14 protein-coding genes are annotated in these 19470 nt (G+C 70.2%); 2 read left to right on the plus strand and 12 right to left on the minus strand.

The genetic code is table 11. The features are described from left to right. Nucleotides 1–14 precede the first annotated feature (14 nt). Both BLT25_RS03825 and BLT25_RS03830 read right to left on the minus strand, forming a co-directional pair. Nucleotides 15–1073: a hemolysin family protein gene (locus BLT25_RS03825; RefSeq protein WP_091042048.1), complete on the minus strand. Its 1059-nt coding sequence runs from the start codon at nt 1071–1073 to the stop codon at nt 15–17. Beyond that, the gene (locus tag BLT25_RS03830) at nt 1073–2416 is read right to left on the minus strand and encodes a hemolysin family protein (RefSeq protein ID WP_091042050.1); all 1344 of its coding nucleotides are present in this window, start codon (nt 2414–2416) and stop codon (nt 1073–1075) included. Before BLT25_RS03830 ends, BLT25_RS03825 begins: the two co-directional genes overlap by 1 nt. Nucleotides 2417–2705: 289 nt before the next feature. Here BLT25_RS03830 and BLT25_RS03835 point away from each other — a divergent pair, with 289 nt between their 5' ends. After that, nucleotides 2706–4319 (plus strand): GMC oxidoreductase, encoded by a 1614-nt coding sequence (locus BLT25_RS03835; RefSeq protein WP_091042053.1) that lies wholly within the window; start codon nt 2706–2708, stop codon nt 4317–4319. A gap of 163 nt (nt 4320–4482) precedes the next feature. Here BLT25_RS03835 and BLT25_RS03840 read toward each other — a convergent pair whose 3' ends face one another. The 7 genes from BLT25_RS03840 to BLT25_RS03870 all read right to left on the minus strand — a co-directional run bounded on the left by BLT25_RS03840 (nt 4483) and on the right by BLT25_RS03870 (nt 12517). Beyond that, on the minus strand, nt 4483–4815 hold the full coding sequence (locus tag BLT25_RS03840) for a DUF1048 domain-containing protein (protein WP_091042055.1): 333 nt from the start codon (nt 4813–4815) through the stop codon (nt 4483–4485). Between the two features lie 137 nt (nt 4816–4952). Further along, the gene (locus tag BLT25_RS03845) at nt 4953–5702 is read right to left on the minus strand and encodes a GntR family transcriptional regulator (protein WP_256328437.1); all 750 of its coding nucleotides are present in this window, start codon (nt 5700–5702) and stop codon (nt 4953–4955) included. Further along, nucleotides 5683–7281, minus strand: coding sequence for a dipeptide ABC transporter ATP-binding protein (locus tag BLT25_RS03850; RefSeq protein WP_091042058.1), 1599 nt, complete (start codon nt 7279–7281; stop codon nt 5683–5685). The genes BLT25_RS03845 and BLT25_RS03850 overlap by 20 nt, the downstream gene beginning before the upstream one ends. After that, complete coding sequence (locus BLT25_RS03855) at nt 7265–9049, minus strand: gamma-glutamyltransferase family protein (protein ID WP_091042061.1); 1785 nt, start codon at nt 9047–9049, stop codon at nt 7265–7267. Before BLT25_RS03855 ends, BLT25_RS03850 begins: the two co-directional genes overlap by 17 nt. Beyond that, nucleotides 9046–9927 carry an ABC transporter permease gene (locus BLT25_RS03860; RefSeq protein WP_091042063.1) on the minus strand — a complete coding sequence of 294 codons (882 nt, stop codon included), beginning with the start codon at nt 9925–9927 and terminating at the stop codon, nt 9046–9048. Before BLT25_RS03860 ends, BLT25_RS03855 begins: the two co-directional genes overlap by 4 nt. Further along, nucleotides 9924–10877, minus strand: coding sequence for an ABC transporter permease (locus BLT25_RS03865; RefSeq protein WP_091042066.1), 954 nt, complete (start codon nt 10875–10877; stop codon nt 9924–9926). The genes BLT25_RS03860 and BLT25_RS03865 overlap by 4 nt, the downstream gene beginning before the upstream one ends. Further along, entirely contained in the window at nt 10877–12517 is a 1641-nt protein-coding gene (locus BLT25_RS03870) for an ABC transporter substrate-binding protein (RefSeq protein ID WP_091042069.1), read from the minus strand. The genes BLT25_RS03865 and BLT25_RS03870 overlap by 1 nt, the downstream gene beginning before the upstream one ends. A 166-nt stretch (nt 12518–12683) precedes the next feature. On the opposite strand from BLT25_RS03870, the gene BLT25_RS03875 reads away from it, so the two are divergent. After that, entirely contained in the window at nt 12684–13805 is a 1122-nt protein-coding gene (locus tag BLT25_RS03875; RefSeq protein ID WP_176883578.1) for a calcium:cation antiporter, read from the plus strand. Between the two features lie 4 nt (nt 13806–13809). On the opposite strand, the gene BLT25_RS03880 is transcribed toward BLT25_RS03875, so the two are convergent. From BLT25_RS03880 to BLT25_RS03890, 3 genes are read right to left on the minus strand one after another with little or no spacing between them, the layout of a single operon-like run. Continuing rightward, entirely contained in the window at nt 13810–17169 is a 3360-nt protein-coding gene (locus tag BLT25_RS03880; protein ID WP_256328449.1) for an ATP-binding protein, read from the minus strand. A 2-nt stretch (nt 17170–17171) separates the two neighbouring features. Continuing rightward, nucleotides 17172–17966: a DUF4194 domain-containing protein gene (locus tag BLT25_RS03885; protein ID WP_256328438.1), complete on the minus strand. Its 795-nt coding sequence runs from the start codon at nt 17964–17966 to the stop codon at nt 17172–17174. Then, complete coding sequence (locus tag BLT25_RS03890; RefSeq protein ID WP_091042075.1) at nt 17959–19458, minus strand: DUF3375 domain-containing protein; 1500 nt, start codon at nt 19456–19458, stop codon at nt 17959–17961. Before BLT25_RS03890 ends, BLT25_RS03885 begins: the two co-directional genes overlap by 8 nt. Nucleotides 19459–19470 lie beyond the last annotated feature (12 nt).

Raw genomic sequence — 19470 nt, forward strand, 5'->3', positions numbered from 1 at the left:
GGCACGAGCCAACCCTAGTCGGTGGGCGTGGAGTCGTCGGCGTGGGCGGCGTCGCGGATCTCGCCGACCAGCTCCTCGATGACATCCTCCAGCGTCGCCAGCCCGATCGTGCTGCCGTCCTCACGGACGACCCGGGCCAGGTGGGCGCCGCGGCGCTGCAGGGTCTCGAGCGTCTCGTGGAGCGCGTCGTCGGGAGTGACCGTCGCGAACGGGCGGATCCACTTGTTCTGGACGGGCTGCCTGCGGCGTACGTCATCGGGCTCGAGTACGTCCTTGATGTGCAGGTAGCCGACCAGGTCGCCGCTCTCGCCCGCGACCGGGAACCGGCTGTAGCCGGTCGAGGCGCACACCGCCTCGATGTCGTCACCCGAGGCGCCGCGCGGCACGATCGTCCATTCGGAGATCGGGATGGTGACCTTGGCGACCGTCTTCTCGGTGAAGCCGAGCGCGCCGGCCAGACGGCCGTACTCGTCCTCCTCCAGCAGCCCCTCGCCGCGGGACTCCTCGACCATGGCGGCCACCTCCGCCCGGGTGAACGCGGAGCTCACCTCGTCCTTGGGCTCGATGCCGAGCGCCCGGATGCACACGTTGGCGACGTAGTTGAACGCGACGATGATCGGGCGCAGCACGTAGACGACCGCGTAGATGGCCGGGCCGAGGACCAGGGCGGCCTTGTCGGGGCCGGCCAGTGCGATGTTCTTCGGCACCATCTCGCCGACCACCACGTGCAGATAGGTGACCACGAGCATCGCGATCACGAACGCGACCGGATGGTGGAAGGCCTCGGGCAGACCGATCAGGTCGAAGCCGGGCTCGAGCAGGTGGGCGAGCGCCGGCTCGGTGATCGCCAGCAGCAGCACCGAGCAGACGGTGATGCCCAGCTGGGCGCCGGCCATCATCAGGCTGATGTTCTCCATCGCCCGCAGCGTGATCTTGGCCATCTGCGAGCCTGCCTGGGCGGCCGGCTCGATCTGGCTGCGCCGCGCCGAGACCAGGGCGAACTCCGAGCCGACGAAGAAGCCGTTGGCGAGCAGCAGCACCAGGCCGAGCAGAAGTCCCATCGTGGTGCTCATCAGCCGATCACCTGCATCGAGATCCGGTCGATCCGGCGGCCTTCCATGACCTCCACGGTCAGCTTCACGTACCTCGCGTACACATCGTCGTCATCGGCGTCCGACGGCGGGTTGCCGGGGACGGTCAGCTCGGCGGAGGCGCCACGCTCGGGGATGCGGCCGAGCAGGCTCAGCATCAGACCGGCGACGGTGTCGTAGTCCTCGCTCTCGGGCAGGGCGACACCAGTGATGTCCTCGACCTCGTCGGGACGCAGCAGCCCCGACAGCGACCAGCCGCCGTCGCGGCGCAGCCGGGCTCGGGCGCTGAGCGGGTCGTGCTCGTCTGCGATATCGCCGACGATCTCCTCGATCACGTCCTCGAGGGTGACGATGCCGGCCTGGTCGCCGTACTCGTCGAGCACCACGGCCAGCTGGAACCCCTCGGCGCGCAGCAGCGCCATCAGCGGGTCCAGCCGCAGCGAGTCGGGCACGACCACCGGCGGCACCATGAGGTGCTTGACCTTGGCCGTCGACCGCTCGTGCACCGGCAGCGCCACGGCCGCCTTGACGTGCACCGTGCCGACCACGGCCTCGCGGTCGTCGAGCACCGGGAAGCGGGAGTTGCCCGTACGCCGGGTGAGCTCGATCAGCGCCTCGGCGCGGTCGTTGTGGTCGAGACTGTGGACGCGTACGCGCGGGGTCATGATCTCCCCCGCCGTGCGGGTGCCGAACTCGACCGAGCGTTCCATCAGCTCGGCGGTGTCGGCGTCGAGGGTGCCCTCGTGGGCGCTGCGCTGGATCAGCGAGGAGAGCTCGGCCGAGCTGCGCGCCGAGCGCAGCTCCTCCTGCGGCTCCATGCCCAGGCGGCGCACGATGGCGTTGGCGGTGCCGTTGAGCACCTTGATCGGGCCGCGCATGAGCCGGGTGAAGGCCCGCATCGGACCCTGAGTGACGCGCGCGGTCTCCAGGGGCAGGGCCAGCGCGAGGTTCTTCGGGACGAGCTCGCCGAAGAGCATCGTCACGATCGTGGAGAGGGTCAGCGCGATCGTCACCGCGATCCCCGTCACCGCCCCCTCGGGCAGCCCGGTCGCGAGCAGCGGCGCGTCGATCAGCTCGGCGATCGCCGGCTCCGACATCCAGCCGATGCCGAGGTTGGTCACGGTGATGCCGACCTGCGCGCCGGAGAGGTTGCTGGAGAGCTCCTTCATCGCGCGGAGCACGCCTTGGGCGCGCTTGTCGCCCTGCTCGGCCGCCATCTCCACCTGGGAGTGGTCGACCGTCACCAGGGAGAACTCGGCGGCCACGAACACACCGCAGGCAGCGACCAGCAACAGGGCCAGGAGGATGAACAGGACTTCGGTCATCGCACCAACCTCGGCTGGTACGGCCGCGAGTCACACAGCGGGCATGGATATTGGCCGGGTTGCGGTCCGTCCATCGGGGTTCAGATCGTCCTTAGCTGTTGGAAGTGCGGTCAGCCTACATGGCTGTGGTTGCGCCTCCTGCGTTTGCTGTGCGGGGCCTTGAGGGACGTGTCGCGTTCCGGACACGGTTGTCCAGAACGGGGCTGTGAGCCTTGACACATCTCACCCGTTCGTCAACTCTTACGCGGCAGTAACCGACGAATCACGAGCCGAGGGAGTCCCCTTGACCATGTCCTCAGCCTCACGACGTACGTTCCTCGCCGGCGCAGCCGGTGCCGCCGGCGCCGCCGCGTCCGGGCTGCTCGCCGGGCCCGCAGCGGCCACCTCGCCCCGACGCGTACGGCTGGTGCGGGAGGAGCACCGGGCGGTCGTCATCGGGTCGGGCTTCGGTGGCGGGGTGGCCGCGCTGCGGCTGGCCGAGGCCGGCGTACCGGTCACGGTGCTCGAGCGGGGCCGCCGCTGGCCGACCGGCCCGGACGCGCAGACCTTCCCGACGGTGCGCTCGCTGGACAAGCGCGTGCTGTTCCACACCACCGCACCCGAGGCGCTCAAGCCGCTGCAGAAGCTGCTCGGCACTCCGCTGAACTTCGGCCCGTACGTCGGCCTGCTCGAGCCCGTCCTCGGCCAGAACATGCTCGCCATGTGCGCGGCCGGCGTCGGCGGCGGCTCACTGGTCTACCAGGGCATGACGCTGCAGCCCTCCGCCGAGGTCTTCAACACCTGGTTCCCGAACGAGCTCGACTACGACCTCATGGACCGGGTCCACTACCCACGCGTGGCAAAGATGCTCGGCGCCGCGACCGCACCCGACGAGCTGATCGCCTCGGACAGCTACCGGGTCTCGCGTACGTTCGGCGAGCGCGTCGAGGCCGCCGGCTATGACCTGCGCAAGATCCCGATGCCGATCGACTGGTCCTACGCGCTGGCGGAGCTGCGGGGCGAGATGGCTCCCTCCTACACCAACGGCGACTGCGCTCTCGGCGTCAACAACGGCGGCAAGCACTCCGTCGACGTCACCTACATCGAGCAGGCCGAGGCCACCGGGCTGGTGCAGGTCGCCACCCGGCACAACGTGACGAGCGTGGCCCGAGCCGCCGACGGTCGCTGGGAGGTACACGTCGATCGCACCGACGACGCCGGCGACGTGGTGGAGCAGAAGATCCTGACCACCCGCGCGCTGGTCATGGCGGCCGGCTCGCTCAACACCAGCAAGCTCCTGGTCCGCGCTGCGGCGACCGACACCATCCCGGACCTTCCCGAGAAGCTCGGCCAGGGCTGGGGCACCAACGGTGACCGGATCTACATGTGGCGCCCCTTCGACGAGAACCTCACCGGTACGCAAGGTGGTCCCGTCGTCTACCAGAGCCAGGACTGGGCCGACCCGACCAGGGCCAACACCGTCATCCAGGCATCGTTGCCACCACTCCCCCTCGGCCTCGACCTGGGCGCCACGATGCTGGTCGGCTTCGGCGTCAGTGCCGACCGAGGCAGCTTCCGCTACAGCTCGCTGACGGACTCGGTGAGCCTGCGCTTCCCCTTCGGTGGCGACTCGGCGAGCTATCGCGCCATCCACGAGCGGGTCTCGAAGATCAGCGGCGGCCTCGGTGCCCTGATCGACACCAACGCCATCGTCAACAGCACCTGGCATCCCCTCGGCGGCGCGAACATGGGCACCGTCTGCGATCTCGACGGCCGGGTACAGGGCCAGGACGGCCTCTACGTCCTCGACGGCGCACTCATCCCCGGCACCACCGGAGCGTGCAACCCGTCGATGACCATCGCCGCCGTCGCCGAGCGCGCGATGGACAACATCGTCGCCAAGGACGTCGGTACGGTCATCTGAGGCCGCCTCCAGGAGCCGTTTCGGGCTCACCAAGATCATGCAATGCAAAATTCTGCAGATTTTGCTCAAAGGGGGTGACAAGCCCTTAGGTGATGCGGCAACATTGTTCTTGCCCCGCTGGTGACCCGAGACGCCAGCGGGGCTCTTACGTTTTCGCCCGACGTCACGCCAGCTTCAGCATGACCTCGTCGAGGGTGGCCCGGAGCCTGACGCCGTAGATGTCGTTCTCCGGCAGCCGGGCGTCGCAGAAGGCAGCCAGGTCGGCCCCGGTGACCTCGATGACCGGACGCCCCGCGGCGGCCTCGGTCTCGAACAGGTCGAGGATCTCGCGGAGGATGGCGACGATGTCCATGCCGTCGCCGGCGGTGAAGCGCCACATGTAGCTCTTCATCTCGCCGTAGACGGTGCGGTAGTCGGCGGGCAGCTCGGCGGCGCGGGCCTCCATGCGCTTCCAGTCCTTCTTGTCACCCACGAGGCGGCTGAGGAGGTTGTTCATGGTGATGCTCCTTCTTCGACGGTGTCAGGTCCCGTGCTCGGGCCGATGGAAGAAGCGTGCAGCCCTGACGCAGCGTCAAGGTCAAGCACCGATCCGAAGAAGGTCTCCGAACCCCGGAGCCTCAGGCCGCCGGCGGCTCAGGCAGGCGGACCCCCACCACCCGGGACGGGCGGAAGGGTCCTCAGCTCCTCGACCTTCTCCGGCGGCGCACCGCGCAAGGCGTAGCCGATCCGCGACTCACGTACGTGCCAGCCCATCAGCTCGGCGGCGCGGTCGCAGTCGCCCGCATCGATCGCGGCCAGGATGCGCCGGTGGTCGGGCCAGAGCCGTTTGCCGCGGGAGAAGGTGTCGAGTGCGTAGAGCCACTCGATCTTGTGGGAGAGCTGACGCAGCAACGTGGCCAGCGTCTTGCTGCCGCTGAGCTCGGCGACCAGGATGTGGAAGCGGTCGTTGAGCGCGACCAGGGGCTCCAGATCGTCCCGGGCCACCCACTCGTCGCCCTCGTCGAGGATCTGGGCGAGCTCGCGACGGATCTCGAACCACGCCTGGTTGGGCTCGGGCTGGTCGAAGAGACCTCTGGCCCGTTCAGCCGCGCGGCGAGCGGTCGCGATCTCGAGCGCCTCCCGGACCGCGAAGAGGTCGTCGGCCTCGTCGAACGGGACGTGGCCCACCTTCGACCCGATGTGCGGCGTGGACTCGATGAATCCCTCCGCCTCGAGTGCGCGCAGCGCCTCGCGCACCGGCACCCGGCTGACGCCGTAGCGCTGGGCCAGGAACGCCTCGGTCACCCTGGTCCCGGGGGTCAGCTCCCCAGCGATGATGTCGCGACGTACGGCTGCGGTCAGGGCACCGGCCGGGCGACCCCCCTCAGCCTGCGAGAGCCGCACCGGGGATCGCTTCCAGCAGTTCGGCGGTGTAGGCCGAGGTCGGTGCGGTGAAGATCTGGTCCACGGTGTCGTGCTCGACGACCCTGCCCTTGTGCATGACCACGACTCTATGTGCGATCTGACGTACGACGGCGAGATCGTGGGTGATGAACAGGTAGCTCAGACCGAGATCACGCTGCAGGTCGGCCAGCAGGGTGAGGATCTGGTCCTGGACGAGCACGTCGAGCGCGGAGACCGCCTCGTCACAGATCACCAGCTCCGGGTCCAGGGCCAGCGCCCGGGCGATCGCGACCCGCTGCCGCTGGCCCCCGGAGAGCTCGCTGGGTCGCCTGCCGGCGACGGACTCGGGCAGAGCGACCTGGTCGAGGAGCTCGCGTACGCGGCCCTGCCGGTCCTTCCGGTCGCCGACCCGGTGGATGTGCAGCGGCTCGGCGACCAGCTGGGCGACGGTGAAGGTGGGATCCAGGGAGCTGTAGGGGTCCTGGAAGACGGGCTGCACGCGACGGCGCAGGTCGGCCCGGTCGGTGCGGGATGCCCCGGCGATGCTGCGGCCGTCGATCCGCGCGGTGCCGGAGGTCGGTGTCTCCAGGCCGAGGACCATCTTGGCGATGGTCGACTTCCCCGATCCCGACTCCCCCACGACCGCGGTCGTGGTGCCGCGCGCGACCGAGAAGGAGGCATGGTCGACGGCACGGAAGGTGCCGCTGCGCCGGCCACGGAGCCTGAACTCCTTGACCAGGTCCTCCACCACGAGGATCGGCTCGGCGTCGTCCTGACGCGACGGCGAGCGGCCCTCCCGTTCCAGCGACGGCGATGCCGCGATCAGCCGCCTGGTGTAGTCGTGCTGCGGGTCCCTGAGGATCTGCGCCGCGGGCCCGGTCTCGACGATGCTGCCGTCGTGCATCACGACCACCCGGTCGGCCCGGTCCGCCGCGAGCCCGAGGTCATGGGTGACGAAGAGCAGCGATGTGCCGTGGGCTGCGACGAGGGTCTCGAGGTGGTCGAGGATCCGCCGCTGCACGGTCACGTCCAGCGCACTGGTGGGCTCGTCGGCGATCAGCAGCTTCGGCTCGCGGGCCAGCGCCATCGCGATCAGGACGCGCTGACGCATCCCTCCCGAGAACTCGTGCGGATACTGCCCCGCCCTGCGCTCCGCCTCGGGGATCCCCGCCTCGGTCAGCAGCTCGAGCACCCGCTCCTCGACCACGGCGCCGCGCAGCCCCGCGGCGACGAGCGCGTCCGCGATCTGAGCGCCGACCTTCATCGCGGGGTTGAGGTTGGTCATCGGATCCTGCGGAACCAAGCCGATACGCTCGCCCCGCAGGCGCCGCCAAGCCTTCTCCGTACGTCCTGTCAGCTCGTCGTCGCCGAGCCTGATCGAGCCGCCGGTGACATGCCCGGTTCCGGGCAGCAGGCCCAGGATCGCCGCGACCAGCGTCGACTTGCCCGAGCCCGACTGGCCGACGACAGCGACCCGCTCACCGTGGCCGATGGCCAGGTCGACGCCGTGGAGCACCTCCGTGCGGCCGAAGGCGACCCGGAGGTCGGTGACCGACAGCATCTCAGCGTCCGACGGCATAGCCCTGCGCCCCTCTCGGGTTGGCGGCGGCCGAGAGCGTCCCGGTCGCGGGGTCCCTGGTCACCGCGGAGAGCCGGCCCAGCGACCAGTCGCCGGCCGCCTCGACGGCATGGCCACGCTCGCGCAGGCTCTCGATGAGTGTCTCGCCGAGCCTGTCCTCCACGACGGCGCCCGCCGGCGTCCAGGTGCGCGGCCAGAAGGACCCGGGGAACGAGGTGGAGTGGAGCGCGGGCGCGTCGATCGCCTGCTGAGGCGTGAAGCCACCCACGATCGTGCGCAGCAGGTAGAGCAGCTGCCACTGGTCCTGCTGGTCACCGCCGGGAGAACCCACCGCGGTGACCGCCTCGCCGTCGCGCAGCACCAGCGTCGGGGTGAGCGTCGTGCGCGGTCGGCGCCCGGGCTGCAGGGTGGACGGGAGACCGGGCTCGAGCCAGGTCATCTGCAGTCGGGTGCCGAGGCAGAACCCGAGAGCCGGGATCGTCGGGGAGGACTGCAGCCAACCGCCTGACGGGGTCACCGCGATGATGTTGCCCCACCGGTCGGCGACGTCGATGTGGCAGGTGTCGCCGCGTACGTCCCCGGTCGGCGAGACGGTCGGCTCGCCGACGCCCGCCGCCGCGGCGGCCGGATCGTAGGTCTCCCGCAACGGAGGGAGCTCCTTGGCGTCCAGGCCGGGACGGACCTCCCGGCTCGCCACGTCGCCGATCAGGGCGCGGCGGGAGGTGGCGTACTCCTGGGAGAGCAGGACCGCCATCCGCTGCGCGTCGGCGCCGTCACCGTAGTGTGCGTCGCGGTCGGCGAAGGCCAGCTTGGTCGCCTCCAGGATCGTGTGCGCCCCCTCGGGGTTGCATGGGTCGAGCAGCGCGTCGTCCAGCGGGTCGAGCAGGTTGAGGATCTGGAGCAGGACCGGCCCCTGTGTCCATGCCCCGGCCTTGGCGATCGTGTGGCCCCGGAACGAGGTGCTCACCGGCGTCTCGTACGCAGCGGAGAACCCAGCCATGTCAGCCGCCGTGATCACCCCGGAATGATCGGTTCCGGAGGCATGGCGGTGCGGGGTGCGTACGAACTCCTCGATCGCCTCGGCGACGAACCCGCTCCCCCAGGCCGCGCGGGCCGCGTCGATCCGTGCCTGCCTGGTCGCGGCCCCCTCGCCGGCGGCGACGAGCCGCTCCAGCACCGAGGCGTAGGCCTCGTTGCGGACCATGGTGTCGGGCTCCGGCAGCTCGCCGTCGACGAGCCAGTGGTCGGCCGAGGTGGGCCAGTGGTCGCGGAAGAGGTCGGCCACCGTGGCGATCGTGGCGACGGTGCGGCCCAGGATCGGGTGACCGTTGCGGGCATAGTCGATCGCGTAGGCGAGGATGTCGCCGAGCTCCCAGGTGCCGTGGTCGCGCAGCAGCATCAGCCATGCCTCGACCGCACCTGGAACGGCCGCGGCGAGCGCCCCTGCCCCGGGGACCAGCTCGAGCCCCTCGGCGCGCATGTGCTCGACGGAGGCTCCCGCGGGTGCGGGGCCCTGACCCATCAGGACCGTCGGCTCGCCGCCGGAGGGCGCGAAGATCCCGACGAGGTCACCGCCCGGACCGTTGAGATGGGGTTCGACGACGTGCAGCACGAAACCGCCGGCCACGGCAGCGTCGAAGGCGTTACCGCCCCGCTCGAGCACCGCCTGCGCGGCCCCGCTGGCCAGCCAGTGAGTCGAGGCGACCATCCCGAACCTGCCGAGCAGGTCGGGTCGGGTCTTGAACTCGGAAGCAGGTGTGTAGGTCATGACGTCCTCTCGTCGTTGGCCGGGTCGAGACTGTCACGCAGCCCGTCCCCGAAGAGGTTGAAGCTGAGACAGATGATCGCGATCAGCGCACCGGGGAAGACACCGAGCCACGCGTCCTGGGCCAAGTATTGCTGCGCGTCCGAGAGCATCACCCCGAGGCTCGCCTCCGGTGGTTGGATGCCCAACCCGAGGAAGGAGAGCACCGCCTCCCCCAGCACCGCGGAGGGCATGATGATCGTCGCCTGCACGATGATCGCGGACAGGGCGTTGGGCAGGATGTGCCTGCCCATGACGCGCAGGCTGCTGGCGTTCATGGTCACGGCGGCCGCCACGAAGTCGGTCGTCCGCAATCGCAGCGCCTCGCCGCGTACGACCCGGATCATCTGCGGCACGTGGGCGATCCCGAGCGCCAGGACCGCGTTGGACAGGCTCGCCCCACGGATGGCGGCGAGTCCGACGGCGAGGATCAGGAACGGGAACGCGAGCGCCACGTCGGTGAACCGTGACACCAGCGCGTCGGCCCAGCGCCAAGACCCGGCGATGAGGCCGAGCGGGACCCCGACGACCGTCGCGACCAGCACCGACAGCACCCCGACCTGCAGGGACGCCCGCGCCCCGTAGAGCATCCGCGAGAGCGTGTCGCGGCCCAGGTTGTCGGTGCCGAGCGCGAACCCGATCGTGCCCGGCCGCTGGAAGGGAGCGTCGAAGTGGGTCGTCGTCGGGCCGTAGGGTGCGAGCACCGGCGCCAGGACGGCCGCCAGCACGACGATGCCGAGGATCACGCCGCCCGCCATGGCGGTCCGGTTGGACCGCATCCGTCGCCACCAGGTGCTGGGCGCGGCGTACGCCGTGGTCGTCGTCGTCATGGTCGTCGTCATGCGGCACCTGCCACACGGATCCGCGGGTCGAGGACGGAGTAGAGCACGTCGACGGCCAGGTTGATCAGGACGTATCCGACGGTGATGATCACGACGACGGCTTCGATGACCGGGTAGTCGCGGGTGAACACACTGTTGAGCGTGAGCTTGCCGAACCCGGGCAGGCCGAAGATGCTCTCGGTGACCACCGCCCCCGAGATGAGCCCGCCGAGCTGCAGCCCGACGATGGTGACCACGACCAGGAGCGAGTTCCGCAGGCCGTACGCCAGCAGCACCCGCTGCCCACCCAGCCCCTTGGCCCGGGCGGTGCGGACGAAGTCCGATCCCATCGTCTCGATCATCGAGGCACGGGTCTGCCGCATCACGGCGGCGGCGATCGCGAGCGAGAGGATCAGCGCCGGCAGGGTCAGGTGGTAGATCGCATCCACCGGGTTCTCGAGCATCGGCACGTAGCCGGAGGCCGGGAAGAGCGAGAGCCGGACCGACAGGTAGAGGATCGCCAGCAGCCCGAGCCAGAAGCTCGGCACCGAGAGGCCCACCATCGCGACCCCGTTGGCGAGGAACTCCGGCCACCGGCCGCGGCGCCGCTCGGCGATGACCCCGAGAGCGAGCCCCACGACGACGGCGATGAGCAGCGCGTACGCCGCCAGCCACAGCGTCACCGGGAGCGTGCTGCCGAGCAGCTGGGTGACCGGCGTGCCGGTGCGCAGCGATCGTCCGAAGTCACCGTGCAGATAGTTCTGGACCCAGGTGGCGTACTGCACCCAGAGCGCCTGGTCGAGCCCGAGGTCGGCGCGGACCGCGGCGATCCGCTCCGGGCTCGCCTCCTCCCCGGCCATCGCCAGCGCGGGGTCACCGGGCAGCATGCGTACGCCCGCGAAGATCACCACCGAGGAGAGCACGATCGTGAGCAGCGAGTGCCACGTCCTGGTGAGGAGATAGGCCCCCATCAGTCGGCCAGGTAGGCGGCGCCGCTGATGCGCACGACGCCGTCGGAGAAGACGGAGACGCCGGCGATCTGCTTCGACAGCCCGGTCAGGTTCCGCTGGCGGTAGAGGTAGACGATCGGGTTGTCCTCCTGGACCTGGGCGATCGCCTTGCCGTAGAGATCGGCGCGCTCGGCGGTATCCGTCTCCGAGGAGGCGTCGGTGAGGAGCTTGTCGACCTCGGCGTTGCTGTAGCCCATGGTGTTCTGGCCCGCGCCGGTGGTGAGGAAGTTGAAGGTGTTGCCGTTGGGGTCGACGCGTCCGGACCAGCCCAGCTGCATCGCCTCGAAGGCGCCGCGGTCGTTGTTGTCCAGGAGCGTGGTGTACTCCACGGGCTCGATCCGCAGGTCGAAGCCGGCCGCCTCGACCTGAGCCTGGAGCGCCTGGGCGAACTGCAGGCTGCTCGGGGTGTTGGAGGTCTGCATCGTCACCTTCAGCGGGGTGGTGACACCCGCCTCCTCGAGCAGCTTCTTGGCCCCTGCCGGGTCGTGCTCCGGGCACGCCTGGGAGGCCTCACTGGCGAACTCGCTGTTGTCCGCGATCGGCGAGCAGGTCGGGTCGTAGTAGCCGTGGAAGACGCTCTGCACCAGCTGCTCGCGGTCGACCGCCATCGAGAACGCCTGGCGTACGTCCTTGCTCTTCGCGATCGGGGTGTCGATCTGCGCGACCGGGGTGCCGACGCCGTTCTCGTTGCCGATGTTGATCTGGACGCCCTGGTAGCCGAAGGAACCCACCTGCATCATCGACAGCTCGCTGTCCTTGCGGAGGTCTGCCATGTCCGCCGGCGCGAGCGAGTCGGCGACCTGGACGTCGCCGGACTTGAGGTTGGCCGCGCGGATGGAGGCGTCGGTCATGATCCGGTAGACGATCTTGTCCAGGTGGATGTTCTCGGCGTCGTAGTAGCCGGGGTCCTTCTCGACGGTGATGGAGGTGCCGGGGACCCGGTCGACGAACTTGAACGGACCGACACAGGTCGGGTGGTCGGCGAAGTTGTCGCCCAGCTCCTTCAGCGCGGTGGGCGACATGATCATCCCGGCACGGTCGGCCAGCGAGGCCGTCAGCGGTGAGAACGGCTCCTTGAACCTCAGCCGCACCTCGTACGGCCCGCTCGCCTCGACCTCGCTCAGCGTCCCGAGCTCGCTGGCGCGCGAGGAGTCCGGCTTGGTGAGGTTCCGCTTCAGCGTGGTCACCACGGCTGCCGCGTCGAGCGGCGTCCCGTCGGCGAACTTCACGCCCTCCTTGACCGGGAAGGTGGCGACCAGGCCGCCCTCGGAGAGCTCGGGAAGCGCGGTGGCCAGCATCGGCACGATCCCGCCGTCGGCGTCGATGTCGTAGAGCTTCTGGCAGACGGTCTCCATCACGTAGCGCGTGTAGAGCGAGGACGACGTGGTCGGGTCGAGCGCGTCAGGGTCGGCGGAGAGGCCCATGGTGAGCGTCCCGCCCTCCTTGATCTCCTTCTCGCCGATCCCGATCGTGGTGACGACATCACCCGCGACCTTGTCGGAGGACTCGGTCGAGGTCTTCTGGACCTCGCTGCAGGCACTCGCGCTCAGGGCGAGGGCGAAGACGGCGGCGTACGCAGCAAGGCGGGGTATCCGTGGCATGGCTGCTCCTGGTGGTGGGGGAACGCGGGCAACGAACTGAATGCAATCATCAAGGATTCACCACGGTTGTATACAATGTGTGCCGATTGGGTAAATCGGTCAAGGTCACATGCACCGACAGGTGTCAGGAGACAGGTGCGCCAGTCCTGACCGTTAAGGACGACTCATGAGTGCGCCAGCGGTCCGGGGCCGCCTGCAATGGTCAGTGGTCGTGCCGATCCTCGCCGTGGTGGTGCTGGTGTTCGCGTGGCAGCGCCACGACCACTGGACGATCCTGGCCGTGGTGGCTGCGGTGCTGATCGGCGCGGTACTGAGCGCGGTCCACCACGCCGAGGTCGTCGCCCACAGGGTCGGCGAGCCGTTCGGCTCACTGATCCTGGCGATCGCGGTGACCGTGATCGAGGTCGGACTGATCGTGATGCTGATGACCAGCGGGGGCGACAGCACCAGCACGTACGCCCGCGACACCGTCTTCGCCGCGGTGATGATCACCCTCAACGGCATCGTCGGGCTCTCGCTCATGGTCGGCGCACTCAAGCACGGGCTGGTCAGCTTCAACGCCGCGGGCACCGGCTCGGCGGTCGCCACCGTCATCGCCCTGGCCGGTCTCACCCTGGTGCTGCCGAGGTTCACGACCTCGGCGCAGGGCCCGCAGTACTCGACCTCGCAGCTCGCCTTCGCCGCGGTCGCCTCGCTGGCGCTCTACGTCGCCTTCCTCTTCACCCAGACTGTCCGCCACCGCGACTTCTTCCTCCCCGTCACCAGCGACGAGCACGGCCGGATGACCGGTCTGGTCGACCTCGACGAGGACGGCCACGCCGACCCGCCCTCGGCGGGCGAGGCCGGCCTCAGTCTGGCGCTCCTCCTGGTCTCCCTCATCTCCGTGGTCGGCCTGGCGAAGGTCCTCTCCCCCACCATCGAGAGCACCGTCAAGAGTCTCGGGTTCCCCTACGCCGTGGTCGGCGTCGTGATCGCCCTTCTCGTCCTCGCTCCCGAGTCGATCGCCGCGGTCCGCAACGCCTCCCGGGACCGGGTCCAGACCAGCCTCAACCTCGCCTACGGCTCCGCGATGGCGTCGATCGGTCTCACCATCCCCGCCCTCGCCGTCGCGATGATCTGGCTCACCGGTCCGCTCGAGCTGGGCCTCGAGCCGACCCAGATCGTGCTGCTGGTGATCTCCGTCTTCGTCACCGGGCTCACCGTCGTCCAGGGCCGCGTCTACGCCCTGCAGGGGTTCGTCCACCTGGTCCTGCTGGCCGCGTTCCTGTTCCTCTCGATGCAGCCCTAGCCGGTCACGGGGCCGGAACCTCGTCGAGCCCGACCTCCAGCTTCGGGAACGAGTGGCCCTCGGCATCCTTGAGCACCGTGTACTGCACATCCACGTGCGGCTCGATGGCGCTGTGCTTGTCGTTGGGCGCGCCGATGATGAGCTGGAATCCGAGGCCTCGCCAGGCGCCGATGGCACGGCCGGTGAAGCGGGCGTCGGCCTTGATCAGCGCCTCGTCGAGGAAGACCGGCGCGTAGCGCGGCCGGTCGGCTCCGGCGTCGCCGAGCTGGTAGCGCAGCGCCGCGCCGACGATGAAGGCGACCAGCTCCTGCGACTCGCCGCCGGACTTCTCGCCGATGTGATCGTAGAGGGCGACGTGCTCACCGGTGTCGGCGGTGACCTTCTCGGCGCTGACCCGGACGTGGTTGCGTACGTCGATCAGGTCGGCGAAGTCCGGTGCCGTGCGGCGCATGCGGTCGATGAGGCGGGCCATCCGGGTGTAGGCCTGCTCCCGGGTCTCGTTGGACGAGGCCTTCTCGATCAGGTCGCGCACCGCGCGGAGCTCCTTGCGGAAACGGCCACGCACCGCCGACTGGCCCTCCTGGGTGTCGATCCGGAGCCGGTGGCCGTCGTCGTTGAACGGCAGCTCGGCGAGGATCTGGTTGATCGGGTCGATCCGGTCGCGGATCTCGCGCACCGCCCGCGACAGGGTCGAGTCGAGGTTGGTCAGGTCGTTGCCCGACAGCTTCAGCAGCGAGTCACGCCACTCGACCTCGAGCTCGTGCAGGCCGCTGGTCTGCAGCTCGTCGAGGAGACGGTCGAAGTCGGCGTAGGAGGCATCGGGGTCGGTGTGGAGGTTGGGGTTGGGCCAGCGTTCGAGGAACGCCTCGAAGGTCTGCCGCAGCTGGGCGCGGGCGGCGCCGATCGTCTCCTGCGCGGCGGCGCGGTCGGAGTCGAGGCTCTCGCCCGCCCGGGCGAAGACGGCGTCGAGCTCGGCGAGCGCGTCCTCGCGCCGGCCGGCGTCCTCGCCGCCGGCCGCCTTGAAGAGCTGCTCGAGATAGTCGGCCTGGGCCGGGGCGACATCGGTGCCCGACGCGGCCGCGTCCTCCAGCGCGTCCTTGGCCCGGTCGACCTGCTCGACGACGTCGCTCCAGCGCGCGTCGAGGTCCTTGACGGTGCTCTTGGCGGCGCCGATGCCCTCGCGCAGCGAGTCGACCTTGGCGCGAGCGCTCTTCAGTCGCTCCTGGACCGTGGCGATCTCCGGGTTGTCGGCGGTGACCTCCTCGATCACCGCGGCCCACCGGTCGCGCTCCGCGGTGGCTCCGGCGACGTCGACCTGGTCCCACGTCAGCGCGGAGACCGCCTTGAAGGACGTACGTCGCAGGTCGAGCTCCTTGATGGCGCGCTCGGCCTCGCCGACCGCGACCTTCGCCGCCTCCGCGTCCGTGCGGGCGGTCTCGAGGATCTCGGTGAGCTCGGCGACGCGGCGGGTGTTGGTGAAGCCGAGCACGTTGCCGCCACCGTGGCCGCCGTGGGCGCCGCGGGTCCCCTGGGAGACCTGGCCGGTGACGGTCAGGGCCATCCGGTGCTGGCCGAGCAGCGCGGGCGTCTGCACGCAGACGTAGCCGTGCCGCTCCGTCAGCCGCTTCTTGAGCCAGCCGGTGAACACGCCCCGGCGGTAGTCCAGGCGTCCCGGCAGGGTGCCCTCGTCGAGACCGTGCCCACCGTCCTTCAGACCGGTCGGGACTGCCTCGTAGCGGATCCGCGTGCGCTGTCGCACCGACTCGATCGCCGCCCGGAAGGCGCCGACGTGAGCGGCGTCGACGAGCATCGTGGTCGCGAACCCGCCCAGCGCCAGGTTGAACGCCTCGCGCCAGGCCTCGTGCTCGGTGCGCACCTCGACGAGCTCGCCGACGAACGGCATCTCGGCCGGGCTGAGCCCGGCCGCCTCCGCGAGCACAGCGCGGGCTGCGCGCAGCGGCTCAGGGATGTTGTTCTTCGTATTCTCAGCATCGGCGAGATCGCCCTCGAGCCGGCCGACCTGGCCGATCGCATCAGCCTCGGCCGAGCGAGCCGCCGCGTAGGCGTTGAGGGCGGTCGTGCGAGCATCGTCGTCGACCAGGGCCTCCTGCGCCGTTGCCCGGAGGTCCGAGAACTCGTCAGGGGTCGCGGCCGCCGACCCGAGGACCGCCAGCTCCTTGTCGAGCGCCTCGCGGGCGCGACGTACGTTGTCCACCCGGGTCTCGGCGGACCTGATCTCGCGGGTGGCCTCCTCGAGGCGCCGGCCGCCGGATGCGGCGACCGTGACCGCGAGCCCGTCACGCTCGGACTCGGCGGCGTCGATGAGCGCCTGCTTCTCGGCCACCGCCTTCTCCGCCGCGCTCTTACGGGCGCTGAGGTCCGCCTCCAGCTCGCTGAGCAGGTCGACCCGCTTGCCGGCACGCCAGAGCCCGGCGGGGGTGGCCTCGTCACCGAAGACACCGATCCCGTCGATCACCTCGAGCCTGGCGGCGGCGTCCTCGATCGCCGCCCGGTGCTCGCGGATCGGCGTCAGCGCACGCACCTGCTGCTGGGCAGTGACCATCCGGTCGCGGGTCGCGGAGAGCTCGTCGAAGTGGGCGACGACGCCGTCGGCGGTCTCGAGCGTCTCGGGCTCCTCGAGCACCATCTTCTTGTAGAGGTCGTCGACCGTGGTGATCTGCTGTCCCGCCTGGATCCTTCCCAGCAGGTTGACAGCCTTCTCCCCGTCTCCCGCGGCGCCGATCCCGAGCGCGGAGTGGATCCGCGCGGTGAAGTCGCGGTCGGTGTCGATCGGGGTCAGCCCGACCTCGGAGACCGAGGTGCGGGTGAACCGGTGGGCGGCCGCCGGTTCCAGAGAACGTACGTCGAACCCCGCCTCGGCCACGGCACGGAGCTTGGTCACGTCGTCGAGGTTCTTGGCGGACGCGGGAACGTACCAGGCACGGACCGCGGTGAAGCGTGCGCCGGTCTGGTCCTCCCAGGTCATCGCGATCGCCGACCAGGTGTCGCGACCGTCTCCGCGCAGCACCCGGATCTTGGTGCCGTCGGCGGTCTTGGCCTCATCGATCTTCCCGCGGGCATAGGAGAGGATGTTGCGCTGGTCCTGGCCGCGCGGACGGCCCACGACCCCACCGTTGGAGGCACCGTTGAAGGGCGTCGTGTGGGGCATGATCAACGCGATGTAGGCGTCCATCAGCGTCGACTTGCCCGACCCGGAGCCTCCGGTGAGCAGCGTCGCGGTCGGCGAGAAGCGCACCCGGTGGGCACCGTCGTAGCCGCCCCAGTTGACCAGCTGCAGCTCGCTCGCGACCCACTGCCGGCCGGTCGAGCGGGCGGGGATGAGGCCGAAGAGGCTGTCGATCATGTTCACTGCTGGTTCTCCTCTTCGTCCTCGCTGGTCGAGCCGCCGGGGCCGCTAGGCGGCGGCGTGTCGAGACCAACAGCGTCCCTATCCAGCGCAGAGGGGACCGTGTTGGTCTCGACACGCTCGCTGGCGCTCGCGGCTCGACCAGCGGATTCCCGCAGCCACGCCTTGAGCTCGGCGAGCTTCTCGACGCTCAGCACGATCTCGACGAGCGGCGTGATCCGGAAGCGGTCCTCGGACTCCTCCTCGATCAGCCCCTCGCGGGCGAGCCGTTCGACCGCCCGGCGGATCTCGCGGCGCGCGGCGGCGTCCCCGCTGGCGACGTCGAAGTAGGTGAGCACGGTCTGCTCCAGCTCGTCGGCGTCCACCCGTGCGGAGTTCTCCCCCGCGCCTCGCTCGCGCTGGAAGACGGTGCGCAGGTGGACCAGCACGAGCGTCTCGGCGCGCGAGTAGGCGTCGTCCTTGAGGAGCACCGGCACGTCCAGCTCCTCCGAGCGCACCTGCCGCTTGTAGGCGATGCCGCGGTCGTGGTCGACGACGAGCCGCACGAACAGGTCGTGGAGCCGCGACTCGATCACCGCCTGGTGGTCGAGCAACGTACGCCACTGCCGCGGGCTCTTCTCCGCGGTGATGAACCGGCGGCGCAGCAGCTGGACCAGCACCCGGCGTACGTCGGCGTCGAGGACGCCGCGGTCGCCGACGAAGAGCTCGGTCGGGTCGTCCTCCATCGAGACTGGCTCGATGAAGCCCTCCGGCTCGCTGCCGTAGGCGACCGCCTCGGTCTCGGTCTCACTCAACGTCGTTCCCCTCACCGTCTGCCTTCATCCTCACCCCGCCGAACGCGAACCTGCGGCGCACCCCGTCCGCGCGGACCGCCTCGATCGTGGAGATCTCGCCCGTCTCGTCCATGCCGCGCCGGTGAGCGATCTCGAGCAGCCCGAGCAGGTCGACCGGCCGCCGGATCTCCTCCGGGGCGGCCGCGAAGACCTCGGCGACATCCACCGGCTCTCCCGCGCGCGCAGCGACATATGCATCGAGATGCGCCTCGATCGCCCGGTAGCCCGGACCGCCCCAGGCCTTGGTGTCCTCGACCGCGCTCTCCACGTCGCCCCAGTCGGCCAGCGGCGCCGGCGGCTCGGGCGGTCGCAGCTCGCCGACCGACTGGCGCAGGTGAGCGAGGTCGGCGACGGGCAGCCGGCGCAGCGGCTCGACGGACTCGGCCGGCCGCGAGGACGGCATCCACGCCTGGAAGCCGACCATCACATCGCGCAGCAGGTCGTCGACCTGCCGGTCGCGGGCCGGGTCGTGCGTACGCACCTGGGTGGTGATCACGTGGGAGGCGGTCTGCTGGGCGGCCAGCACCTCGGCGACGCCGGTCTCGATCCGGCGTCCGACCGCGGCCAGCTCAGCCCGCTCGGGCGGCCCCATCGCCTGCGTGAACCGGTGTCGCAGCACGGTGTGCAGGTTGGCGGCCAGGTCGTCGAGACGCCGCGGGTCACCGACCATCCGCAGCGCACCTGCGAACGCCTTGCCCTCCGGGGTGGAGGCCATCACGTCCTTGCCGCGCTGCAGGTACTCGCGCAGGACCTCGCCTGCCGGACGTACGTCCTGGCGCAGATCGGTCACCACGTCACGCTGCATCGCCCGGATCGACTCGACCACCCGCGCGAAGTCGGCCGGGAGCTCACGGGTCAGGTGGAGGATGTTCTCGGCCTGCTCCAGCAGGGTGTCGTCGTCGACGGTGTCGACGATCCCGGTGCGGTCCAGGTGGGCGATCTCGGCGCGGCGCTCGGCGATCTCCTCGGTCAGCCGCGCGACCCGGGTCAGCACGTCGGGGTCGGCGTCGAGGGCGAGCCGCTCGACCGCCTCCAGCAGCGTCCTGACCCGCGACTCCGAGACCCGCGCCCGCGACCCGCTCGCCCGTCCGGCGATCTCCAGGGCACCCACCGCGTGCGCGGAGAGCCGGTAGACCTCGTCCTCGCCCTCGATCTGGCGCAGCAGCCACCCGGCGCGCACCCACTGACGGCACAGCTCGCGCGCCGTGCCGACCGGGAGCATCACCTCGCCGCTCTCACCCTCTGCATGGCCGGTGGCCCGGAGCCGGTCCAGCATGTCGCCGATCTCCGCGTGCGCGTCCACGACGGGCACCGCGGCCCGCTCGGAGGTGAAGGTCACCGAGAGCACCGCCACCACGAACGGCGCGAACCGTCCGTGCAGGAGGTCGAGCATCGGGTTCTTGAAGGCGGCCAGAGCCCCGGCGTACGCCGCCTCGACGCGAGTGTCACTCATCGGCAGATACCG

The organism is Nocardioides sp. YR527 (genome assembly GCF_900101045.1).
In the GTDB taxonomy this organism is placed as follows: domain Bacteria; phylum Actinomycetota; class Actinomycetes; order Propionibacteriales; family Nocardioidaceae; genus Nocardioides.

What these genes read in the sequence shown, in the direction of transcription:
- BLT25_RS03825 (WP_091042048.1), bottom strand. Translation starts at nt 1,073, where the DNA reads ATGAGCACCACGATGGGACTTCTGCTCGGCCTGGTGCTGCTGCTCGCC.
- BLT25_RS03830 (WP_091042050.1), bottom strand. Translation starts at nt 2,416, where the DNA reads ATGACCGAAGTCCTGTTCATCCTCCTGGCCCTGTTGCTGGTCGCTGCC.
- BLT25_RS03835 (WP_091042053.1), top strand. Translation starts at nt 2,706, where the DNA reads ATGTCCTCAGCCTCACGACGTACGTTCCTCGCCGGCGCAGCCGGTGCC.
- BLT25_RS03840 (WP_091042055.1), bottom strand. Translation starts at nt 4,815, where the DNA reads ATGAACAACCTCCTCAGCCGCCTCGTGGGTGACAAGAAGGACTGGAAG.
- BLT25_RS03850 (WP_091042058.1), bottom strand. Translation starts at nt 7,281, where the DNA reads ATGCCGTCGGACGCTGAGATGCTGTCGGTCACCGACCTCCGGGTCGCC.
- BLT25_RS03855 (WP_091042061.1), bottom strand. Translation starts at nt 9,049, where the DNA reads ATGACCTACACACCTGCTTCCGAGTTCAAGACCCGACCCGACCTGCTC.
- BLT25_RS03860 (WP_091042063.1), bottom strand. Translation starts at nt 9,927, where the DNA reads ATGACGACGACCATGACGACGACGACCACGGCGTACGCCGCGCCCAGC.
- BLT25_RS03865 (WP_091042066.1), bottom strand. Translation starts at nt 10,877, where the DNA reads ATGGGGGCCTATCTCCTCACCAGGACGTGGCACTCGCTGCTCACGATC.
- BLT25_RS03870 (WP_091042069.1), bottom strand. Translation starts at nt 12,517, where the DNA reads ATGCCACGGATACCCCGCCTTGCTGCGTACGCCGCCGTCTTCGCCCTC.
- BLT25_RS03875 (WP_176883578.1), top strand. Translation starts at nt 12,684, where the DNA reads ATGAGTGCGCCAGCGGTCCGGGGCCGCCTGCAATGGTCAGTGGTCGTG.
- BLT25_RS03880 (WP_256328449.1), bottom strand. Translation starts at nt 17,169, where the DNA reads ATGATCGACAGCCTCTTCGGCCTCATCCCCGCCCGCTCGACCGGCCGG.
- BLT25_RS03890 (WP_091042075.1), bottom strand. Translation starts at nt 19,458, where the DNA reads ATGAGTGACACTCGCGTCGAGGCGGCGTACGCCGGGGCTCTGGCCGCC.